Here is a 12,029-nt window from a genome sequence, read left to right as displayed (position 1 = left end):
ACCGCCGCCGCGAACGGAACGATCTTCGCCTCCGCCAGCGCACGCACCGACTCACGGAGCATGTCGTGCTCCTCGGAGGGCCGATACAGGTCGAAATCAGACGAACCCGCCACGTTCACTCACTCCCACGCTTGCTAACTACCGTTAAGTAACTCAAAGGGTACGGGCGCGCCCCGGCTCCGGGCCAGGGCACGACTATGCTCGGGCAGGCATTCCGCCCGACCTCACTGGAGTACCGCATGGCCCTCAAGATCACCGTGATCGGCACCGGCTACCTCGGCGCCACCCATGCCGCGGCGATGGCGGAGCTGGGCTTCGAGGTGCTCGGTCTGGACGTCGTCCCCGAGAAGATCGAGCTGCTGTCCTCCGGGCGCGTCCCGATGTACGAGCCGGGCCTCGAGGAGCTGCTCGCGAAGCACGTGGCCGGCATCGAGGGGTCGACCGGCCGGCTGCGCTTCACCACCTCCTGGGAGGAGGTCGGCGCCTTCGGCGACGTGCACTTCGTCTGTGTGAACACCCCGCAGAAGCACGGCGAGTACGCCTGCGACATGAGCTACGTCGACGCCGCCTTCGCCTCCCTCGCCGCGGTCGTCCGCGAAGGGGCCCTGGTCGTCGGCAAGTCGACCGTCCCGGTCGGCTCGGCGGAGCGGCTCGCGGGCCTGCTGCCCGAGGGCGTCGACCTCGCCTGGAACCCGGAGTTCCTGCGCGAGGGCTTCGCCGTCCAGGACACCCTGCGCCCGGACCGCATCGTCGTCGGCGTGCGCGAGGAGCGCGCCGAGAAGACGCTGCGCGAGGTGTACGCGGTCCCCGTCGGCGCGGGCTCGCCGTTCGTGGTGACCGACTTCCCGACCGCCGAGCTGGTCAAGACGTCCGCGAACTCCTTCCTCGCGACGAAGATCTCCTTCATCAACGCGATGGCCGAGCTGTGCGAGGCCACGGGCGGCGACGTCGCCAAGCTCGCGGAGGCCATCGGCCACGACGACCGGATCGGCGCCAAGTTCCTGCGCGCCGGCATCGGCTTCGGCGGCGGCTGCCTGCCCAAGGACATCCGGGCGTTCATGGCCCGGGCGGGCGAGCTGGGCGCCGACCAGGCGCTGACCTTCCTGCGCGAGATCGACTCGATCAACATGCGGCGGCGCGGCCAGATGGTGGAGATGGCGCGCGAGGCGCTCGGCGGGTCCACCTTCCTGGGCCGCCGCGTGGCCGTGCTCGGCGCGACCTTCAAGCCGGACTCGGACGACGTCCGCGACTCCCCCGCGCTGAACGTCGCGGGCCAGATACACCTCCAGGGCGGCCAGGTCACCGTCTACGACCCGAAGGGCATGGAGAACGCGCGCCGCGTCTTCCCGACCCTGGGGTACGCCGAGACGGCCCTGGACGCGGTGCGCGGCGCGGACGTGGTGCTGCACCTGACCGAGTGGCGGGAGTTCCGCGAGCTCGACCCGGCGGAGCTCGCCGCGGTCGCCTCCTCGCGGGTGATCCTCGACGGCCGCAACGCCCTCGACGGCGAGCGGTGGCGCGCGGCGGGCTGGACCTACCGCGCGATGGGCCGCCCGCGGGCCTGAGACGACGAGACGTCGGACCTGAAACGACGAGACGTCGGACCTCGACGAGGAGGAGGGGCGCACCGCCACAGCGGTGCGCCCCTCCTTCATACGTGGCCCTGTGCGGCCCGTGCGCGCCGTCAGGCCGCGGCCGGGCGGATCCGGTTCGTCCGAGCCAGGAACTCCGTCTCGCGCAGCGCCCTGGTGACGTTGGCGTGGGCGAGCCCGACCAGGTCCTGGGCGGGCCAGCCCCGGCGGAGGAGCTCCGCGAAGAGAGGGACGTAGCCGCGGGCCGGGACGGTGGTGTGGGAGACGCCCGTGGAGCGCGGACCCGCCTCCGTACGCACCCGGTCGAGGACGTCGGCGTCGGCGGCCGGGTCGTCGGTGACCGTGACCATGCAGACGGCGCCGTTCTCGCCGAGCAGCCGCAGCACGTCGTCCGGGAGGCCCTCCGGCGCCGCCCTGGTCAGCAGGGCCGGGGCCCGGGTGACCGCGAGGGCGCGGCGGACCGTGTCCTGGTCGGCGCCCGAGAGGTCCACCGCCAGGCCGAGCCGGTTCATCTCCCGTACCGCGTCGCGGGCGAAGCGGTCGAAGCGGGTGAGGTTCACGGCCCGTACGCCCAGGGCGTGGTAGGCCCGCAGGGTGGCGGCCGAGCCGCCGAGCGCGGGCCAGCCGACCGGTCCCAGCAGGGCCGCGACCCGGCCGCAGTTCCCGGCGTGGGCCATCTCGGCCGTGGTGTGCACGAGCCGCAGGTCCTCGGGGCAGGCGGCGACGAGGGCGCGGATCGCGTCGATCCGCCGCAGCGTGCCGATGACGCCCTCGTCGGTGTCCACGTGCAGGGACCAGAACTGCGCTCCCGCCTCACCCGCGCGCACGGGTGGGAGGTCCTCGGGGTCGAGGGACGGGGGCAGTTCGGTGTGGCCCTCGACGACGGGCTGGGCGGCCAGGATGGCGCGGGCCCGGGCCGTCTCGTCGAGCGGTGGTGGGGACTCGGGGGGATCCAGCGCGCCGACGGCGGCGGGGGCGGCAGAGAAGGGGGAATGGTCGTCGTCGAGATCTGCCATGGTGTTACTCCGAACTCGGTGTTGCAGTACCGCCCCGCCGAGAGCGGCGGGGCAGTACCGTCCACCGTGCCACCGGCCGGGGACCGGGGCGCGCCGGAGTGGACCGTTCGGGTGATCGGACCATTACGGAGCGTCGTACGCCGTCGGAGTGTCCCGCGGCGGGACGCCCCGCACGGCCGGACGTCCTACTCCGCCGGAGCGTCCTGCGCCGGCGGTGCGTCCAGGACGTCGATCGTCGCGTTCGACGGGGACGTGCGGGCGCGCAGGTCGCGGGAGACCGCTTCCGCGTCGCGAAGGGCGCGGACCGCGTTGGACCAGGTCAGCTTGGCGAGGTCCGGCTGCGACCAGCCGCGGTGCAGGAGCTCCGCGATCAGGTTCGGGTAGCCGGCGACGTCGTCGAGGCCGGCCGGGGTGAAGGCCGTCCCGTCGTAGTCGCCGCCGATGCCGATGTGGTCGATGCCGGCCGCCTCGCGCATGTGGTCGAGGTGGTCGGCGACCGTGGCGACGGTCGCGATCGGGCGCGGGTTCTCCGCCTCGAAGGCGCGGTGCAGCTTCATGGCCGCCGCGGTGGTGTCGAGGTGGTCGAAGCCGTGCGCCCGGAGGTTGTCGTCCGCCCGCGCGGTCCACTCGACGGCCGCGGGGAGGATGAACTTCGGCACGAACGTGGCCATCGCGACGCCGCCGTTGGCGGGCAGCCGCTCCAGGACGTCGTCCGGGATGTTCCTCGGGTGGTCGCAGACCGTCCGGGCCGAGGAGTGCGAGAAGATCACCGGCGCGGTCGAGGCGTCGAGCGCGTCCCGCATGGTCGTGGCGGCGACGTGCGAGAGGTCGACGAGCATGCCGGAGCGGTTCATCTCGCCGACGACCCGCCGGCCGAAGGCGGAGAGCCCGCCGACGCCGGGCGCGTCGGTCGCCGAGTCGGCCCAGTCGTTGTTGTCGTTGTGCGTGAGCGTCATGTAGCGGACGCCCAGGGTGTGCAGCGCGCGCAGGGTGGCGAGGGAGTTGTTGATCGAGTGGCCGCCCTCGGCGCCCTTGAGGGAGGCGATACGGCCCTGCTCACGGGCCGCCTCCATGTCGTCCGCCGTCAACGCCGGGGCGAGGTCGGCGGCGTACCGCTCCAGGAGCTGGTCGACGATGTCGATCTGCTCCAGGGTCGCGCTGACCGCGTCGTCGCCGGCCAGCCGGCAGGGGACGTACACCGACCAGAACTGGGCGCCGACGCCGCCGGCCCGCATCCGGAGGAGGTCGGTGTGGAGGGCGCCGGTCTGGTCCGCGCCGATGTCCAACCGGTCCAGGTCGTACCGCACGTGCTCGCGGAGCGCCCACGGGAGGTCGTTGTGGCCGTCGATGACGGGGTGGCCCGCGAGCAGTTCGCGGGCCTCCGCCAGACGGTCCGCCGCCGTGCTCACTTGGCGAAGCCGAAGGACTCCGCGCCCTCGACCTTGGCCCGCAGGCGCTTGCCCTTCTCCGTGGCCTGGTCGTTGAGCTCCTGGAGGAACTCGTTCATACGGGTCAGCAGCTCGGGGTCGTGCGCGGCGAGCATCCGGGCCGCGAGCAGGCCCGCGTTGCGCGCGCCGGCGACGGAGACCGTGGCGACGGGGACACCGGCCGGCATCTGCACGATGGAGAGCAGCGAGTCCATGCCGTCGAGGTACTTCAGCGGCACCGGCACGCCGATGACCGGGAGCGGGGTGACGGAGGCGAGCATGCCGGGCAGGTGGGCGGCGCCGCCCGCGCCCGCGATGATCGCCTTCAGGCCTCGGCCCGCGGCCTCCTCGCCGTACGCGATCATCTCGCGGGGCATCCGGTGCGCGGAGAGGACGTTGACCTCGTACGCGATCTCGAACTCGTCCAGGGCCTGTGCGGCGGCCTCCATGACGGACCAGTCGGAGTCGGATCCCATGGCGATGCCGACGACGGGGGCGGTGCTCATGCTGCTCACTCGGTGATCGTTCCTCGCAGGTAGCCGGCGGCGTGACGCGCGCGCTCCAGCACGTCGTCCAGGTCGTCGCCGTAGGTGTTGACGTGCCCCACCTTGCGGCCGGGCTTCACGTCCTTGCCGTACATGTGGATCTTGAGCTGCGGGTCCCTGGCCATGCAGTGCAGGTACGCGGAGTACATGTCCGGGTAGTCGCCGCCCAGGACATTGCACATCACGGTCCACCGGGCGCGCGGCCGCGGATCGCCGAGGGGGAGGTCGAGAACCGCCCGGACGTGGTTCGCGAACTGCGAGGTGACCGCGCCGTCCTGGGTCCAGTGGCCGGAGTTGTGCGGGCGCATCGCCAGCTCGTTGACGAGGATGCGGCCGTCCGTGGTCTGGAAGAGCTCGACGGCGAGGTGGCCGACGACCCCCAGCTCCTTGGCGATGCGGAGCGCCAGCTCCTGCGCCTGCCCGGCGAGCTCGTCGTCGAGGTCGGGCGCGGGCGCGATGACCGTGTCGCAGACGCCGTCGACCTGACGGGACTCGACGACCGGGTAGGCCACGGCCTGGCCGTGCGGGGAGCGGACGATGTTCGCCGCGAGCTCGCGGGTGAAGTCGACCTTCTCCTCGGCGAGGACCGGGACGCCCGCGAGGAAGGGGTCGCGCGCGTCGTCCGCCGTGCGGACGAACCAGACGCCCTTGCCGTCGTAGCCGCCGCGCACGGTCTTGAGGATGATCGGGAAGCCGCCGACCTCCGCCGCGAAGGCCACGGCGTCCGCCGGGTCCGCGACGATGCGGTGGCGCGGGCTCGGCGCGCCGATCTCGTCGAGCTTGGCGCGCATCACCCCCTTGTCCTGGGCGTGCACCAGCGCGTCGGGCCCCGGCCGGACGGGGATGCCGTCCGCCTCCAGGGCACGCAGGTGCTCCGTGGGGACGTGCTCGTGATCGAAGGTGATCACGTCGCAGCCGCGCGCGAAGTCACGCAGCGTGTCCAGGTCGCGGTAGTCGCCGATGACGACCTCGCTCACCACCTGGGCCGCGGAGTCCTGCGGGGTGTCGCTGAGGAGCTTGAACTTGATACCGAGGGGGATACCCGCCTCGTGGGTCATGCGCGCGAGCTGACCGCCGCCGACCATGCCTACTACGGGGAACGTCACCCTCTTAGGGTATCCGCCCAATCGGGGAACACTCGTCCGCCTGTGGTTTGCGACAAGGACAGCGCAGGTCGGAGCAGGCTTTCCCCGTGCTTTGCGAGGTACTCGGGCGGGTGACAGGGGGGCTGGTTAGCATGGTTGGGTTGACGTCGCCCGGACGTCACCCGGACGGACGGGACAGGCCCATCACCATGAGTGAACCCGGCGCGCTGCGCATGCGACTCAACGGGCTCTTCCGTGAGGTCGCCAAGTTCGGGGCAGTGGGGGCTGTCGGTGTCCTGGTCGACCTCGGGGTGTTCAACCTCGTACGGCACTTCACGGACCTTCCGGTCGTGCGCGCGAGCATCATCGCCACGCTGGTCGCGATCGCCTTCAACTACGTCGGGTTCCGTTACTTCACGTACCGCGACCGGGACAAGAGCAGCCGCACCAAGGAGATGTCGCTCTTCCTCCTCTTCAGCCTGATCGGTCTGGTGATCCAGAACGGTCTGCTGTACGCGGCGACGTACGGCTTCGGCTGGGACGGGCCGCTCGCGAGCAACTTCTTCAAGTTCTTCGGCATCGGCATCGCGACCCTGTTCCGCTTCTGGTCGTACCGCACGTGGGTGTTCCGCGCGCTGCCCGCGAAGGAGGCCGTGCAGGCCGCCGAATCGTTCCTTGAGCAGCCTCCGCACCAGACGGCCCGCCGCCAGCCCGACCGCGTCTGACTCCCGCCGTCGGCCCGACCGCGTCTGACTCCCGCCGTCGGCCCGACCGCTTCTGACTCCCACCGCCAGCCCGACCGCTTCTGACTCCCACCGCCGGCCCGACCGCTTCCGATCACCTGACGGGGCGCTCCCGCGCGTCGTCCGAGACGCTCCTGACCTCCCGGCTCAGGAAGAGCGCGAAGACCGGCGGGTGCTGCTGGAGGAGCTCCAGTCGCCCGCCGTCCGCCTCCGCGAGGTCCCGGGCGACGGCCAGGCCGATGCCCGTGGAGCTGCGGCCGCTCACGGCCCGCTCGAAGATCCGGGCGCCGAGGTCGGACGGGACGCCGGGGCCCTCGTCCGTGACCTCGATCACCGACTGGTTGCCGGTGACCCGGGTCCGTACGGCCACGGTGCCGCCGCCGTGCATGAGCGAGTTCTCGATCAGCGCGGCGAGGACCTGGGCGACCGCGCCCGGGGTGCCGACGGCCCGCATCCCCTGCTTCCCCGAGTGCACGATGGCCCGCCCCGCGCTGCGGTAGGCCGACCGCCACTCCTCCAGCTGCTGCTTGACGACCTCGTCGAGGTCGAAGGCGACGGCGGAGCCCGTGCGGGGGTCGCGGGAGTTCGTCAGGAGCCGTTCGACGACGTCGGTGAGCCGCTCGACCTGGGTGAGCGCGATGGTGGCCTCCTCCTTGACCGTGTCCAGGTCGTCGGCGAGGGCGACCTCCTCCAGGCGCATGGAGAGGGCCGTGAGGGGCGTACGGAGCTGGTGCGAGGCGTCGGCGGCGAGCCGGCGCTCGGCGGTGAGCATCCGGGCGATGCGCTCGGCGGAGGCGTCGAGGACGTCCGCGACCCGGTCGAGCTCGGGCACCCCGTACCGCCGGCGCCGGGGCCGTGGGTCGCCGGAGCCGAGGCGCTCCGCGGTCTCGGCGAGGTCGGTCAGCGGGGAGGCCAGCTTGTCGGCCTGGCGTACGGCGAGGAGGACGGCGGCGATGACGGCGAGCAGCGCCACCGCGCCGATGATCAGCAGGGTGCGGCCGACCTCGGCGGTGACCGTGGAGCGGGACTCCTCGACCGTCACGGTCTCGCCGCGCTCGCCCTTGGCGACGCCGCTGATGACGTCCCCTTCGGGGCGGGTGCCGATCTCGATGGTGTCGCGGCCGGGGATGCGGATCTGCGCGTACCGCTTGGCACCGCTCTGCTCGGCCAGGATGTCGGGGTTGACCGGCTCGCCGCCGATGAGCCGGCTGTCGACGATGGAGACGATCCGCACCGCCTCCGCGTCCACGCTGTCCTGCGCGCTGCTGGAGATCGTGCGGGTCTCGACGATGACGAGCGAGACGCCGAAGACGGCGATGACGACGAGCACCACGGCGAGCGTGGAGTTGATCAGACGGCGGCGCACGACGCTTCCCTGGCTTCCTCGGCTTCCCCGGCGTCCCTAGCTCTTCTCGAAGCGGAAGCCGACTCCGCGCACGGTGGCGATGTAGCGCGGGTTGGCGGCGTCGTCGCCGAGCTTCTTGCGGAGCCAGGAGATGTGCATGTCGAGGGTCTTGGTGGAGGACCACCAGGTGGTGTCCCAGACCTCGCGCATCAGCTGGTCGCGGGTGACGACCCGGCCGGCGTCCCGGACCAGGACCCGGAGCAGGTCGAACTCCTTGGCCGTGAGCTGGAGCTCCTCGTCGCCCATCCAGGCGCGGTGCGACTCGACGTCGATCCGCACGCCGTGGGTCGAGGGGGCGGCGACGGGCTCGCTGGAGCCGCGCCGGAGCAGGGCCCGGACGCGGGCGAGGAGTTCGGCGAGGCGGAAGGGCTTGGTGACGTAGTCGTCGGCGCCCGCGTCGAGCCCGACGACGGTGTCGACCTCGTCCGCCCGCGCGGTGAGGACCAGGATCGGGACCGCGTGGCCCTCGGCGCGCAGCCGCCGGGCGACCTCCAGACCGTCCATGCCGGGCAGCCCCAGGTCGAGGACGACCAGGTCCACTCCGCCCTGGAGTCCGGCGTCGAGGGCGGTCGGACCGTCCTCGCGGACCTCGACCTCGTACCCCTCTCTCCGCAGGGCGCGGGCCAGCGGTTCCGAGATGGATGCGTCGTCCTCGGCGAGCAGTACACGGGTCATGGAGTGATGGTAGTCCGCACGGCCACCGGGTCGTGGCGGGATCGGATCACCCCGGACGGCCCCTGGGGATCCTGTGGCCATCCTGCTCATGACCTTCGAATGGCCTTGCGCGGTTGCACTGACGCCTGTGATCCATCTCTCAAGTCCTTCCATATCCGGCACTGTCGTGTCGTATGGTGGCGAGACGTCTGTAGCGGTAATCGGGGACCTTTGGCCAGCTTCATGCGCCAAGGTCCTCTTTCTGCGTGAGGTTGGCTCGGCCAATCTCGAAGACGGCGAACGACCTGTGGGCCGGGTCCCGGGACGCGATGACGCGCCTCCCGGGGCGTGGATCCCGGTGGAGTCCAACGGCTCCGCCGGTGCCGGCCTCCCCCACCGGGCGCACCCCGCTCACAAGGCGAGCGTCCCGACAGAGCAAGGATCGACATGGCGTCCAGCCTGACGACGGCTTCGAGCGGAACCTCTGGTTCCGAGAAGACGTTCCTCGGCCACCCCCGCGGCCTGGCCACCCTCTTCTTCACCGAGATGTGGGAGCGCTTCTCCTACTACGGCATGAGGGCTCTTCTCGTTCTGTACCTGGTCTCCGGCGGCGCGGACGCGGCCACCGGCAGCCAGGGCGGCGGCCTCGCGATGACCGCGGCCACGGCCACGGCCATCTACTCCGTGTACGTGTCGATGGTCTACCTGATGGCCATGCCCGGCGGCTGGTTCGGTGACCGCGTCTGGGGTGCCCGCAAGACCGTCACCATCGCCGGTTTCGTGATCATCGCCGGTCACGTCTCGCTGGCCCTCCCCGGCCAGGCGATGTTCTTCGTGGGTCTCGCGCTCGTCGCGGCCGGCTCCGGTCTGCTCAAGGCCAACATCTCGACGATGGTCGGCCACCTCTACGACGGCCCGGACGACCCGCGCCGTGACGGTGGCTTCACCCTCTTCTACATCGGCATCAACCTGGGTGCCTTCGTCGCGCCCTTCGTCGTCGGCACCCTCGGCGAGAAGGTCAACTGGCACCTGGGCTTCGCCCTCGCCGCCCTCGGCATGGCCCTCGGCCTCGCGTGCTTCCTGTCCTTCAGCAAGAGCCTGAGCCCGAAGAGCAACGTCGTCCCGAACCCGCTCTCCCCGGAGGAGCGGAAGAGCATCCTGGTCAAGGTCTCGCTCGTCGTCGTGCTCGCCGCCGTCTTCTACGGCGTCGTCGTGGCCCTGGGCATGTACACCCTGAACTGGGCGCTCGTCCCGATCACCCTCGCCGGTCTGATCATCCCGGTCGCCGTCCTCGTCCGCATCAAGCGCGACAAGGACCTCGACAAGACCGAGCAGTCGAAGATGACCGGCTACATCTGGTTCTTCGTCGCCGCCGCCGTCTTCTGGATGATCTACGACCAGGGTGGCTCCACGCTGTCCCTGTTCGCCGACGGCAAGACCGCCGACAGCGTCCTCGGCTTCGGCTTCCCGGCCACCTGGTACCAGTCGCTCAACCCGCTCTTCGTCATGGCGCTGGCCCCGGTCTTCGCCTGGCTGTGGCTGTGGCTGTCCCGCAAGAACCAGGAGCCGAACACCATCGTGAAGTTCGCGATGGGTCTCGTGCTGGTCGGCGCGTCCTTCTTCGTCTTCGTCGTCCCGATGAACATGGCGGGCGACGGCACCAAGGTCTCCCCGATGTGGCTCGTCTCGATCTACATGATCCAGACCATCGGCGAGCTGTGCCTCTCCCCCGTCGGCCTCTCCGTCACGACGAAGATGGCGCCGCAGAAGTACGCCTCCCAGATGATGGGCGTCTGGTTCCTCGCCGTCACCGCCGGCGACTGCACCACCGGTCTGCTCTCGCTGGCCGGCGTCGACCTCAACGGGACGGGGATCATCGCGATGGAGGCCTCGTTGGCCGTCCTCGCGGGCATCGCGATCTACATGTACCGCAAGAAGGTCCAAGGGCTCATGGGCAGCGTCCACTGACCTGCTCGCCCTGCCGTACGCGCGAAGGCCGCCGCACCGTTCCGGTGCGGCGGCCTTCGCCGTTCCCCTACCTCCTGAGACGCGCCCACGGTGTGAAGGTGAACACCGCGCCGCCGACGAGGATGACCGTGCCCGCGACCAGGGCGAGGGCGCGCAGGGCGCCGTCGCTCTCGGCGCCGGTCTCGGCGAGGTTCCCGCCGGAGGACGTGCTGCCGCCGGAACCTGAGCCGGAGCCGGAGCCCGAGGTGCTCGAACCGCCGCCCGACGCCCCGCCGGCCTGCTTGCTGGTGTCCAGTTCGAGCGAGGCGTTCACCGCGCCCTTGACCTGGCACGGGATGTCCATCTTCGCCCCGCCGAGCGTGACCTTGATGGTCAGCGCGCCCGGGCTCAGCGTGGACTTCCCCGTCGCGCCGGGCTTGTACGTGCCCTTCATGTCCTCCAGGCTCACCGGGGCGCCCGCCGCGACCGCGGTGGGGTTGGGGGCGCCGGTGACCGTCACCGTGCCGCTGTCGGCTCCGCCGATCTTGACCGCCATGGTCGGTACGAGCGCCCCCTTGGGGAGGGGGGCGGGGCTGTCCATGACGCCCTTGGCCGTCTTGACGGTGAGGTCGTAGACGGCGCCGTTCTTCTTGGCGCTGATCGTCACCTTGGAGTTGATGTTCGGCGGGCCGGGGGACTGGCAGGCGAAGGCGACGGTCACCTCCTTGCCGGGGAAGTCGGTCTGGCCGCCGCCGCCACCGGACCCGCCGGAGGACGAGGAGGAGGCCGAGCCGCCGGAGGAGGAGGACGCCGAGCCGCCCGTACCGCCGCTGGAGCTGGCCGCGGCGCCGCCCGTGTGGCCGCCGTTGGTGGAGGTGCCTCCGGAGGTGGTGGTGCTGTTGCCTCCGCCGGACGTGGTGCTGCTGTTGCCGCCGCCGGACGTCGTCGTGCTGTTGCCGCCGCCGGACGTGGTCGTGCTGTTCCCGCCACCCGACGTCGTCGTGCTGTTGCCGCCGCCGGACGTGGTCGTGCTGTTCCCGCCACCCGACGTGGTCGTGCTGCCGCCGCCGGAGCTGGTGCCGCCGGCCGCCGTGACCTTGATCGTCGCGGCGACCGGGACCGCTTCCTTCGGCGCGCACTTCGTGTCCGTCGACAGCGGCTTGGACACGTTGATCGTGTACTTGTCGGGCGTCAGCGTGATGTCGCCCGCCTTGTCCAGCTTCAGCTTCCCCTTCATCTCGGGCAGCACCATCGGGCTGTTCTTGGGGATCGGCGGGTTCTTCCGCGGTCCCTCCATCGCGACGGTGCCGCTCCCCGCGCCGCCCACCGTGAGGACACCGCTCGGCTTCACCGTGTCCGCTCCGAGGTCGAGCACGTCGGGGTTCTTCGAGGCGGCCTGGACCGTCTTCCAGACGATCTCGACCTCGTCGCCGACCTTGGCCTCCGCCGGTGCGGTGATGAGCACCTTCGTGGTGCCCTGCACGGGCGGGAGCCCGGAGATGGACGGCGGGATGCACTCCGTCTTGTACGAGACCTCGGCGGCCTGTGCGGGGCCGGCGGAAATCAGGATCCCCGCGCCGCCGAGCATCAGCGCGACCCCGGCCGCGCTCATCCT

At 71.3% G+C, this 12,029-nt stretch carries 10 protein-coding genes; 3 read left to right on the top strand and 7 right to left on the bottom strand.

Features of this window, described 5'->3' with window-relative positions; genetic code table 11:
• Positions 1-239: 239 nt before the first annotated feature.
• Positions 240-1,565 (top strand): UDP-glucose dehydrogenase family protein, encoded by a 1,326-nt coding sequence (locus ACF08F_RS24190; RefSeq protein ID WP_392300613.1) that lies wholly within the window; start codon positions 240-242, stop codon positions 1,563-1,565.
• A gap of 119 nt (positions 1,566-1,684) precedes the next feature.
• Here the strand turns inward: ACF08F_RS24190 and ACF08F_RS24185 are convergent, their stop codons facing one another.
• The 4 genes from ACF08F_RS24185 to ACF08F_RS24170 all read right to left on the bottom strand — a co-directional run bounded on the left by ACF08F_RS24185 (position 1,685) and on the right by ACF08F_RS24170 (position 5,686).
• Positions 1,685-2,608: a membrane dipeptidase gene (locus ACF08F_RS24185; RefSeq protein WP_392300612.1), complete on the bottom strand. Its 924-nt coding sequence runs from the start codon at positions 2,606-2,608 to the stop codon at positions 1,685-1,687.
• A gap of 185 nt (positions 2,609-2,793) precedes the next feature.
• Positions 2,794-4,017 (bottom strand): dipeptidase, encoded by a 1,224-nt coding sequence (locus ACF08F_RS24180; RefSeq protein ID WP_392300611.1) that lies wholly within the window; start codon positions 4,015-4,017, stop codon positions 2,794-2,796.
• Complete coding sequence (gene purE, locus ACF08F_RS24175) at positions 4,014-4,541, bottom strand: 5-(carboxyamino)imidazole ribonucleotide mutase (RefSeq protein ID WP_392300629.1); 528 nt, start codon at positions 4,539-4,541, stop codon at positions 4,014-4,016. The genes ACF08F_RS24180 and purE overlap by 4 nt, the downstream gene beginning before the upstream one ends.
• Positions 4,542-4,546: 5 nt before the next feature.
• Positions 4,547-5,686: a 5-(carboxyamino)imidazole ribonucleotide synthase gene (locus ACF08F_RS24170; RefSeq protein ID WP_392300610.1), complete on the bottom strand. Its 1,140-nt coding sequence runs from the start codon at positions 5,684-5,686 to the stop codon at positions 4,547-4,549.
• A 188-nt stretch (positions 5,687-5,874) separates the two neighbouring features.
• Here ACF08F_RS24170 and ACF08F_RS24165 point away from each other — a divergent pair, with 188 nt between their 5' ends.
• Entirely contained in the window at positions 5,875-6,390 is a 516-nt protein-coding gene (locus ACF08F_RS24165; RefSeq protein WP_392300609.1) for a GtrA family protein, read from the top strand.
• Between the two features lie 112 nt (positions 6,391-6,502).
• Here the strand turns inward: ACF08F_RS24165 and ACF08F_RS24160 are convergent, their stop codons facing one another.
• A complete protein-coding gene (locus ACF08F_RS24160; protein WP_392300608.1) occupies positions 6,503-7,774 on the bottom strand; it encodes an ATP-binding protein in 1,272 nt (423 codons plus the stop codon).
• A 36-nt stretch (positions 7,775-7,810) separates the two neighbouring features.
• A complete protein-coding gene (locus ACF08F_RS24155) occupies positions 7,811-8,488 on the bottom strand; it encodes a response regulator transcription factor (RefSeq protein ID WP_055643128.1) in 678 nt (225 codons plus the stop codon).
• A 426-nt stretch (positions 8,489-8,914) separates the two neighbouring features.
• On the opposite strand from ACF08F_RS24155, the gene ACF08F_RS24150 reads away from it, so the two are divergent.
• Positions 8,915-10,435, top strand: coding sequence for a peptide MFS transporter (locus tag ACF08F_RS24150; protein ID WP_392300607.1), 1,521 nt, complete (start codon positions 8,915-8,917; stop codon positions 10,433-10,435).
• Between the two features lie 67 nt (positions 10,436-10,502).
• Here the strand turns inward: ACF08F_RS24150 and ACF08F_RS24145 are convergent, their stop codons facing one another.
• Positions 10,503-12,026 carry a hypothetical protein gene (locus tag ACF08F_RS24145; RefSeq protein ID WP_392300606.1) on the bottom strand — a complete coding sequence of 508 codons (1,524 nt, stop codon included), beginning with the start codon at positions 12,024-12,026 and terminating at the stop codon, positions 10,503-10,505.
• Positions 12,027-12,029 lie beyond the last annotated feature (3 nt).

It is taken from the genome of Streptomyces sp. NPDC015130, assembly GCF_043080005.1.
Lineage (GTDB): Bacteria > Actinomycetota > Actinomycetes > Streptomycetales > Streptomycetaceae > Streptomyces.
This window is presented reverse-complemented; position numbering and strand designations above follow the sequence as displayed.

Excerpts from the sequence above, each read along its gene's own strand:
- ACF08F_RS24155 (WP_055643128.1), bottom strand. The coding sequence starts at position 8,488 with ATGACCCGTGTACTGCTCGCCGAGGACGACGCATCCATCTCGGAACCG.
- ACF08F_RS24150 (WP_392300607.1), top strand. The coding sequence starts at position 8,915 with ATGGCGTCCAGCCTGACGACGGCTTCGAGCGGAACCTCTGGTTCCGAG.
- ACF08F_RS24190 (WP_392300613.1), top strand. The coding sequence starts at position 240 with ATGGCCCTCAAGATCACCGTGATCGGCACCGGCTACCTCGGCGCCACC.
- ACF08F_RS24165 (WP_392300609.1), top strand. The coding sequence starts at position 5,875 with ATGAGTGAACCCGGCGCGCTGCGCATGCGACTCAACGGGCTCTTCCGT.
- ACF08F_RS24145 (WP_392300606.1), bottom strand. The coding sequence starts at position 12,026 with ATGAGCGCGGCCGGGGTCGCGCTGATGCTCGGCGGCGCGGGGATCCTG.
- purE (WP_392300629.1), bottom strand. The coding sequence starts at position 4,541 with ATGAGCACCGCCCCCGTCGTCGGCATCGCCATGGGATCCGACTCCGAC.
- ACF08F_RS24185 (WP_392300612.1), bottom strand. The coding sequence starts at position 2,608 with ATGGCAGATCTCGACGACGACCATTCCCCCTTCTCTGCCGCCCCCGCC.